The organism is Streptomyces huiliensis (genome assembly GCF_020037025.1).
GTDB lineage: Bacteria > Actinomycetota > Actinomycetes > Streptomycetales > Streptomycetaceae > Streptomyces > Streptomyces huiliensis.
The window spans coordinates 26458-34354 of sequence record NZ_JAIQLH010000123.1 but is presented as its reverse complement, the minus strand read 5'-3'; the positions used below and the strand labels follow the sequence as shown (position 1 = coordinate 34354).

Annotated in this window: 7 protein-coding genes and 1 pseudogene; 6 read left to right on the top strand and 2 right to left on the bottom strand. The window is 74.6% G+C overall.

Annotated features, from left to right (window positions below):
• Positions 1–730 (bottom strand): GTP-binding protein (locus tag JNW98_RS21525; protein WP_223769897.1); only part of this gene is annotated, 730 nt, incomplete at its 3' end.
• 372 nt (positions 731–1102) lie between these two features.
• On the opposite strand from JNW98_RS21525, the gene pgsA reads away from it, so the two are divergent.
• The 3 genes and pseudogenes from pgsA to JNW98_RS21510 all read left to right on the top strand — a co-directional run bounded on the left by pgsA (position 1103) and on the right by JNW98_RS21510 (position 4475).
• Positions 1103–1780 carry a phosphatidylinositol phosphate synthase gene (gene pgsA, locus JNW98_RS21520; RefSeq protein WP_223769896.1) on the top strand — a complete coding sequence of 226 codons (678 nt, stop codon included), beginning with the start codon at positions 1103–1105 and terminating at the stop codon, positions 1778–1780.
• Positions 1777–2697 (top strand): annotated as a pseudogene (locus JNW98_RS21515) (phosphatidylinositol mannoside acyltransferase); the annotation flags it as partial. The gene pgsA and the pseudogene JNW98_RS21515, both read left to right, overlap by 4 nt.
• A 359-nt stretch (positions 2698–3056) precedes the next feature.
• A complete protein-coding gene (locus JNW98_RS21510) occupies positions 3057–4475 on the top strand; it encodes a glycosyltransferase family 4 protein (RefSeq protein ID WP_223769895.1) in 1419 nt (472 codons plus the stop codon).
• 155 nt (positions 4476–4630) lie between these two features.
• Here the strand turns inward: JNW98_RS21510 and JNW98_RS21505 are convergent, their stop codons facing one another.
• A complete protein-coding gene (locus JNW98_RS21505; RefSeq protein ID WP_223769894.1) occupies positions 4631–5326 on the bottom strand; it encodes a VC0807 family protein in 696 nt (231 codons plus the stop codon).
• A gap of 232 nt (positions 5327–5558) precedes the next feature.
• Here JNW98_RS21505 and JNW98_RS21500 point away from each other — a divergent pair, with 232 nt between their 5' ends.
• From JNW98_RS21500 to pdxT, 3 genes are all read left to right on the top strand, one after another.
• Complete coding sequence (locus JNW98_RS21500; protein WP_223769893.1) at positions 5559–6113, top strand: LemA family protein; 555 nt, start codon at positions 5559–5561, stop codon at positions 6111–6113.
• Between the two features lie 175 nt (positions 6114–6288).
• Positions 6289–7200, top strand: coding sequence for a pyridoxal 5'-phosphate synthase lyase subunit PdxS (gene pdxS, locus JNW98_RS21495; RefSeq protein WP_223769900.1), 912 nt, complete (start codon positions 6289–6291; stop codon positions 7198–7200).
• A gap of 80 nt (positions 7201–7280) precedes the next feature.
• Positions 7281–7895: a pyridoxal 5'-phosphate synthase glutaminase subunit PdxT gene (pdxT, locus tag JNW98_RS21490; protein ID WP_223769892.1), complete on the top strand. Its 615-nt coding sequence runs from the start codon at positions 7281–7283 to the stop codon at positions 7893–7895.
• Positions 7896–7897: the final 2 nt, after the last annotated feature.

The window sequence follows — 7897 nt, the reverse complement described above, 5'->3', positions numbered from 1 at the left end:
TCCCCTCGATGAGCCGGTCCCGGGCCGCGTCGAGCACCGGCAGCAGGTCCGGGCCCGGCTCGGCCTCGGTCCGCTCGCCGCCGGCGTAGTCGAAGACGCGGCGGGACAGCAGACCGGTCAGCCCGGTGACGGAGCGGTGCCCGTCGGGGCCCTCCGGGCCGTGCACCGGCAGGTACAGCGGCAGCACGCTCTCGGGGGAGTCGCCACCGAAGGCGGCGCGGCAGGTCTCCGTCATGGCGTCGAAGTCCGCCCGCGCCGCCTCCAGGTGCGTCACCACGATCGCGCGCGGCATGCCCACGGCCGCGCACTCCTCCCACAGGGCGCGGGTGGCGCCGGAGACGCCCTCGCCGCCCTCCGCCGCCGACACCACGAAGAGCGCGGCGTCGGCCGCCCGCAGGCCGGCCCGCAGCTCGCCGACGAAGTCGGCGTAACCGGGGGTGTCCAGCAGGTTGACCCTGATGCCGGCCCACTCCACCGGGACCACCGACAGCTGCACCGAGCGCTGCTGGCGGTGCTCGATCTCGTCGTAGTCGGAGAGGGCGGCGCCGTCCTCCACCCGGCCCGCGCGGGTGACCGCGCCGGTGGCCAGGGCCAGCGCCTCCACCAGGGTCGTCTTGCCGGAACCGCTGTGGCCGACCAGTACCACGTTGCGTATGTCGCCGGGCCGGTCGGCCGCCGCCGCTCTGCCGGCGGCCCCGGGGTGACCGGTGTGGTTCGTCTTCTCGCCCATGTGCCTCGCCTTCCGGTTGACACCTGCGATCCTTCGAGCTTTCCACCGTGGTCACGCTGCGTCCATACGTCGCACACGGTGGCGCGACCGCCCGCCCCGGCGCGCGCCGCCGTCGGCGCTCCCGGGGGAGCGCGGCCATTCGGGTGGCGCGCCCCGCCGTGCCCGGCCGTGTTCCGCCGCGCTCCGGCCCGCTCCGGCCGCGCGGATCTCGGGGTGGATCTCCGCGTGGAGATGTGCGGGAGATCCGTGGAGTGATCCGTGCCATGGCCGAGGTGTCCGACGCGGGCGCGGCGGGCCGGTGCGGCCTGGCTACGATGGGCCAGCCGGTGGCCCTTCGGCCACTCGGCCCGCACACGACCCTCCGGGAAGGCCATGCTGAACAAGTACGCGCGTGCGTTCTTCACGCGTGTTCTCACGCCGTTCGCCGCCCTGCTCATCCGCCTCGGCGTCAGTCCCGACGCGGTGACCCTCATCGGTACCGGTGGTGTGGTGGCGGGAGCGCTGGTCTTCTACCCCATGGGCGAGTTCTTCTGGGGCACGGTCACCATCACCCTGTTCGTCTTCTCCGACCTCGTCGACGGCAACATGGCGCGGCAGCTCGGCCGCTCCAGCCGGTGGGGGGCGTTCCTCGACTCCACGCTGGACCGGGTGGCCGACGCGGCCATCTTCGGCGGCCTCGCCCTGTGGTACGCGACCTACGAGGGGCACAACATCCTGCTGTGCGCGGTGGCGATCTTCTGCCTCGCCAGCGGCCAGGTGGTGTCGTACACCAAGGCGCGCGGGGAGAGCATCGGCCTCCCGGTGGCGGTCAACGGCCTGGTCGAGCGGGCCGAGCGGCTGGTCATCTCGCTGGTGGCCTGCGGGCTCTCCGGACTGCACAAGTTCGGTGTGCCCGGCATCCAGGTGCTGCTGCCGATCGCGTTGTGGATCGTGGCGGCGGGCAGTCTCGTGACACTGATCCAGCGTGTGGTGACCGTCCGCCGGGAGGCGGCCGAGGCGGACGCCGCGGCGGATGCCGGCCTGCCGGTGGGAGGGGGAGAGACCGGGTGAAGGACCAGCTGACGGACGCCCTGTACGGGCTGGGGTGGGGTGCCGTCAAGCGGCTCCCGGAGCCGGTGGCGACGCGGCTGGGCCGCGAGATCGCCGACGTGGCCTGGCGGCGGCGGGGCAAGGGCGTGCTCCGGCTGGAGGCCAACCTCGCCCGCGTCGTCCCCGACGCCTCGCCCGCCCGCCTCGCCCGGCTGTCCCGGGAGGGCATGCGCTCCTACATGCGCTACTGGATGGAATCCTTCCGACTGCCCGCCTGGAGCCGCGAGCGGGTCCGTTCCGGCTTCGCGCCCGAGGGCCTGCACCACCTGGAGGAGGCGCTGGCCGCCGGGCGGGGCGTGATCCTGGCCCTGCCCCACATGGGCAACTACGACCTGGCCGGCGCCTGGGTCACCACCCGGCTGGGCGTGCCCTTCACCACCGTCGCCGAGCGGCTGAAGCCGGAGTCGCTGTACGACCGGTTCGTCGCCTACCGCGAGGGCCTGGGCATGGAGGTCCTCCCGCACGCCGGGGGCACCGCCTTCGGCGTCCTCTCCCGCCGGCTGCGGGCCGGCGGGCTCGTCTGCCTGGTCGCCGACCGCGACCTGTCCGCCCACGGCATCGAGGTCTCCTTCTTCGGCGAGGCCACCAAGATGCCCGGCGGCCCGGCCCGGCTGGCCGTGCAGACCGGTGCCGTCCTGCTGCCCGTCACCCTCTGGTACGACCGCTCCCCGGTGCTCCAGGGGCGCGTGCACCCGCCCGTCGAGGTCCCGGAGACCGGCACCCGCCCGGAGAAGGCCGCCGCGATGACCCAGGCCCTGGCCGACGCGTTCGCCTCCGGCATCGCCGAGCACCCCCAGGACTGGCACATGCTCCAGCGCCTCTGGCTCGCCGACCTGGCCCCGGCGGGAGGCGGCGCCCGCCCCGGCGACGAGCCGCCGCCCGGCGCGGGGACCCGCCCTGCCGACGGCCCGGCCGCGGCCGCCACGCCGTCGCGCTCGGCCGCCGGGACGGTTACGGACACCGCCGGCTCCGCGTCGGGCGCCGACTCCGGGCCGGCCCCGGCCACCGACGCCGGTTCGCGCGGTGAGGTCGGCCCGCATGGTGAGGCCGGCTCGTGCGGTGAGGCCGACTCGGCTGCCGCGCCCGGGCCGGGCACGGACACCGGCCCGACCGCCGCGAACGGCTCGCCGTCGCCCTCGTCGTCGCCCTCGACCTCCCCCTCCCGCAGCGAGCCGGAGCCGGGCCCTGACGCCGGTCCGCACCCCCGGCCGGCCGCCGGCCCGGGAACGGAGGCGCCGTGAGGATCGGGATCGTCTGCCCCTACTCCTGGGACGTGCCCGGCGGCGTCCAGTTCCACATCCGCGACCTCGCCGAACACCTCATCCGGCGGGGACACGAGGTCTCCGTCCTGGCCCCGGCGGACGACGGGACGCGGCTGCCGCCGTTCGTGGTCTCCGCGGGCCGGGCCGTCCCGGTCCCGTACAACGGTTCGGTGGCCCGGCTCAACTTCGGCTTCCTCTCCGCGGCCCGGGTGCGCCGCTGGCTCCACGAGGGCGACTTCGACGTCATCCACATCCACGAGCCCACCTCCCCGTCGCTCGGCCTGCTGGCTTGCTGGGCCGCCCAGGGGCCCATCGTCGCCACCTTCCACACCTCCAACCCCCGCTCGCGGGCGATGATCGCCGCCTATCCGATCCTCCAGCCCGCCCTGGAGAAGATCAGCGCGCGCATCGCCGTGAGCGAGTACGCCCGCCGCACCCTGGTCGAGCACCTCGGCGGGGACGCGGTCGTCATCCCCAACGGCGTCGACGTCGACTTCTTCGCCCGCGCCGAGCCGCGCCCGGAGTGGACGGGCGTGGGGACGACCGCGCATGACCGCACGGGCGGGAACCCGGCTCCCGCCGCGCACCCGGCTCCCGGTGCGCAGGCGTCCGGTGCCGCCGAGTCCGCCGTCCCGGAGCCCGGGCCCGGGCGACCGGGCGAACCCCGGTCCGGCGACCCCCGCCCCCGCGTGGCCTCGGAGGACCTTGCCGCCGCTGTCGCCCCTCAGGGCGCCGGAGACCCCGGCCCGGACTCCCTCCCCGCCGGTGCCTCCGCAGACCCCGCCCGCCCGGCGACGATCGGCTTCATCGGCCGGATCGACGAGCCCCGCAAGGGCCTGCCCGTCCTGATGCGCGCCCTGCCGAAGATCCTCGCCGAGCGCCCCGGCACCCGGCTGCTGGTGGCCGGGCGCGGCGACGAGGAGGAGGCCGTCGCCGCCCTGCCCCGGGAGGCGCGGGACGCCGTCGAGTTCCTCGGGATGGTCAGTGACGAGGACAAGGCCCGGCTGCTCCGCAGTGTCGACCTCTACGTGGCTCCCAACACCGGCGGCGAGTCCTTCGGCATCATCCTCGTCGAGGCGATGTCGGCCGGTGCTCCCGTCCTCGCCAGCGACCTGGACGCCTTCGCCCAGGTCCTGGACCGGGGCGCCGCCGGCGAACTGTTCGCCAACGAGGACGCGGACGCCCTGGCCGCCGCGGCCGTCCGCCTCCTCGCCGACCCCGCCCGCCGGGCGGAGCTGAGCGAGCGGGGCAGCCGGCACGTCCGCCGCTTCGACTGGGCGACCGTCGGCGCCGACATCCTCGCCGTCTACGAGACGGTCACCGCCGGAGCGGCCTCCGTGGCCACGGACGAACGGACCGGCCTGCGGGCCCGGCTGGGCCTCGCCCGGGACTGACCCGGTCCCCGGGGACCGGCCCGGACCTCAGGATCCGCCCGGAGCCTGGGCCTGACCCAGGCTCCGGAACTGGCCCGGCCCCGGCCACCTGACCGCAGGGCTCACGCGTACCTCGGCCTGGCCGACGCTCGGCTCCGGAGACCCGCACCCTTCACTCACACCAGCCCCGGAGCCCGTCCGCGTATCTCCGCTTCCTCCGCCCCCGCCGGCTCCCGGAAGCCGAACAGCGGTATCCCGTACCGGCCGCGGAACCGCCGGCTGCGGCGGACGCTGAGGAGGGCCACCGCGCCCACGACGGCCAGCGACTGCGCGCGGCCCAGCAGCGGCACCGCGTCGACGGGCAGGACCAGCGCCTCCGTCGCGCTCAGCAGGGCGTCGAGCAGTTCCGCGCCGGCCCACAGCAGGGTGAGCGACCGCAGCGCCTGCCGGAAGGCGGGGAGCTCCCGCCAGTACCGCTCCGCTCGTTCCGCCGCGACGCCGGAGCGGAACTGGTGGCCGAACCGGAAGGCGAACGGCCGGGCGGCCCACAGCGTCGCTCCGATGCCCAGCCCGAGAGCCGCCGGGAGCGCCGCGTCCTTCAGCAGCAGCCCCCGGGGATCCCCGCTGACCAGTGAGGTCGCCGCGGATATCACCAGCAGGCCGATCACCAGCAGGTCGACGTATCCGACCCGGTGGCCCCTGACGGCCGCCGCGACGGAGTGCGCGACCGGCGGAAGGCTGCTGAGCAGCAGCGCCTGCCACGCGGGGGCTCCCTGGGCGCGGAGCACGTAGTACAGCGCCAGCGGGAGGACGATGACGACGATCGGTGTGGTGAGCAGGGCGCGCCTGGCGCGCGGGACGTGCGGTCGCATGGGACGACCCCCTTGCCTCGACGGTTTCCCGGGAGTGGTGAAACCCCGCCGCGTGGACGGGAGTTCTGCCACCCACGACGCTAGGCGCGGGCCGGGTGGAGACGGATCGGAGCACGGGTAGATTTCTCCGCGGCCCGTCTCCACCCGTCGTCCACCCACGGGTGGAGAGGCCGCCCGGGGAGCCCGGGGAGGTGGCCGTCGGCCGCCGTCCGGACGGGTACTGTGACCCGGCGTGACGGATTCTCTCTGGATCTTCGTGTGGACGGTGACCGCCCTGGTCCTCGTCGGCATCTACCTCAGCTGGACCGCCGGCCGCCTGGACCGGCTGCACAGCCGCATCGACGCGGCACGCGCCGCCCTGGACGCCCAACTGCTGCGCCGCGCCTCGGTCGCCCAGGAGCTCGCCACCGCCGGGGTCCTCGACCCGGCCGCGTCGATCGTCCTCTACCAGGCCGCGCACGCCGCCCGGCAGGCCGAGGAGGAGCAGCGGGAGGTCGCCGAGAGCGAGCTGAGCCAGGCGCTGCGCGCGGTGTTCGCCGAGAGCGCGCAGACGGCGGCCGTCCGCGAGGCGCCGGGCGGTGAGGAGTCGCTCGTCGAGCTCGACCAGGCCGTCCGCCGGGTGCCGATGGCCCGCCGTTTCCACAACGACGCGGTCCGCGCGGCCCGGGCGGTGCGCCGGCACCGGGTGGTGCGCTGGTTCCGGCTGGCCGGTCACGCCCCCTTCCCGCTCGCCTTCGAGATGGACGACGAGCCCCCGGCGCCGCTCGTGGAACGTCCGGGCGGCTGACCCCGCCCGGGGAAGGCTCCCGGGAAGCCCTCCCCGGAAAGGCCCCCAGGAAGGAGCCCGGGAGAACCCACCCTCCGCCCCGCACAAGCCACCCGCCCCGAATTGGCCCTTTCACCCCACCGCCCGGGCGGCTTTGATGACGCTGCAGCATCACCGCACCGGATAGTGAGGTCACATCGTGTCCACCCCCAGCACGTCCCCCAACCCCGAGACCGGCACCGCACGCGTCAAGCGCGGCATGGCCGAGCAGCTCAAGGGCGGCGTGATCATGGACGTCGTCAACGCCGAGCAGGCGAAGATCGCCGAGGACGCGGGCGCGGTGGCGGTCATGGCCCTGGAGCGGGTCCCGGCCGACATCCGCAAGGACGGCGGCGTGGCCCGGATGTCCGACCCGAACATGATCGAAGAGATCATCGGCGCCGTCTCCATCCCCGTCATGGCCAAGTCCCGCATCGGCCACTTCGTCGAGGCCCAGGTCCTCCAGTCGCTCGGTGTCGACTACATCGACGAGTCCGAGGTCCTGACCCCCGCCGACGAGGTCAACCACAGCGACAAGTGGGCCTTCACCACCCCGTTCGTCTGCGGTGCCACCAACCTGGGCGAGGCCCTGCGCCGCATCGCCGAGGGCGCGGCCATGATCCGTTCCAAGGGCGAGGCCGGTACCGGCAACGTCGTCGAGGCCGTCCGCCACCTGCGCCAGATCAAGAACGAGATCGGCAAGCTGCGCGCCCTCGACAACAACGAGCTCTTCGCCGCCGCCAAGGAGCTGCGCGCCCCGTACGAGCTGGTCAAGGAGGTCGCCGAGCTCGGCAAGCTGCCGGTGGTGCTGTTCTCCGCCGGTGGTGTCGCCACCCCCGCCGACGCCGCGCTGATGCGCCAGCTCGGCGCCGAGGGCGTCTTCGTCGGCTCCGGCATCTTCAAGTCCGGTGACCCGGCCAAGCGCGCCGCGGCCATCGTGAAGGCCACCACCTTCTACGACGACCCGAAGGTCATCGCGGACGCCTCCCGCAACCTGGGCGAGGCCATGGTCGGCATCAACTGCGACACCCTCCCCGAGGCCGAGCGGTACGCCAACCGCGGCTGGTAGTCCCCGCAGTCCCCGGTGGGCGGCCCGCGGCACAGGCGCGGGCCGCCCACCGGCCCGTACGACCGAGAGGCAGGACGACCGTGTCCACTCCCACCAACGGTGTCTCCAACCCCACCATCGGTGTCCTCGCCCTCCAGGGCGACGTCCGCGAGCACCTCGTGGCCCTGGCGGCCGCCGACGCGACGGCCCGTCCGGTGCGCCGTCCCGAGGAGCTCGCCGAGGTCGACGGCCTGGTGATACCCGGCGGCGAGTCCACCACCATGTCCAAGCTGGCCGTGGTCTTCGGCATGCTCGAACCGCTCCGCGAGCGGGTGCGGTCGGGGATGCCCGTCTACGGCACCTGCGCCGGCATGATCATGCTCGCCGACAAGATCCTGGACGGCCGCGAGGACCAGGAGACCCTCGGCGGCATCGACATGATCGTGCGCCGCAACGCCTTCGGCCGCCAGAACGAGTCGTTCGAGGCGTCGGTCGGGATGACCGGCGTCGAGGGCGGCCCGGTCGAAGGCGTCTTCATCCGCGCGCCGTGGGTCGAGTCGACCGGCGCCCAGGTCGAGGTCCTCGCCGTGCACGACGGGCACACGGTGGCCGTCCGCCAAGGGAACGTGCTGGCCACGTCGTTCCACCCCGAGCTCACCGGCGACCACCGGGTGCACGGCCTCTTCGTGGAGATGGTGCGCGCCGCACGGCACTGAGA

Bases quoted from the DNA above. Each gene is read 5' to 3' on its own strand.
- pgsA (WP_223769896.1), top strand. From the start codon at position 1,103: ATGCTGAACAAGTACGCGCGTGCGTTCTTCACGCGTGTTCTCACGCCG.
- JNW98_RS21505 (WP_223769894.1), bottom strand. From the start codon at position 5,326: ATGCGACCGCACGTCCCGCGCGCCAGGCGCGCCCTGCTCACCACACCG.